We start from the raw sequence: 593 nt of genomic DNA, 5'->3' as shown, positions 1-593 counted from the left end.
CTCTCCACCCTATCCCCCACCCAACTTGCATTGCTCTCCGGCTATTGCTGGGCGCAAAGCCAAGGCATATCCGGTATAGCAACCCAACCATCTGCCCTGCAAACAGCCGTCCAGACAGTCAGCCGCCGCGTATTAGTCCTCTCCGCCTCACAAACCGTTAATGCCCGCAGCGTTGCCGAATCCTTACACGCCAAACTTCAAGCCGCCGGCGTAGAAGCCCGCCTCAGCAGCGCAGGCGATTTCAAAAGCAAAACCCTGCCCGACGAAGACATCATCCTTTTGGTTACCTCCACCCAAGGCGAAGGCGAACCGCCCGAAGAAGCCCTGCCCCTGTACAAATTCATCTACGGCAAAAAGAAACCCGATTTCAGCAAACTGACCTTTGCCGTATTGGGCCTTGGCGACTCCTCCTATCCCAACTTCTGCCAAGCAGGCAAAGACTTTGATGCCAAATTTGCCGAACTGGGCGCAGGCCGTCTGAACGACTTGGGCATTTGCGACTTAGAATTCCAGGCCGATGCCGACGCATGGATTGCCGCCGTCGTACCCAAAGTGGCCGAATTAACCGCCCAAGCAACAAGCCCAAGTACAAC

General features: G+C 56.0%; 1 protein-coding gene. It reads left to right on the top strand.

Features of this window, described 5'->3' with window-relative positions:
- A partial coding sequence (locus ACTHUM_RS17770; RefSeq protein WP_440403658.1) for a flavodoxin domain-containing protein occupies positions 1-593 on the top strand: 593 nt, incomplete at both ends.

This window comes from Neisseria sp. P0021.S006 (genome assembly GCF_051956895.1).
The sequence above is the reverse complement of the archived record's forward strand: the minus strand, read 5'-3'. Positions and strand labels throughout refer to the sequence as shown.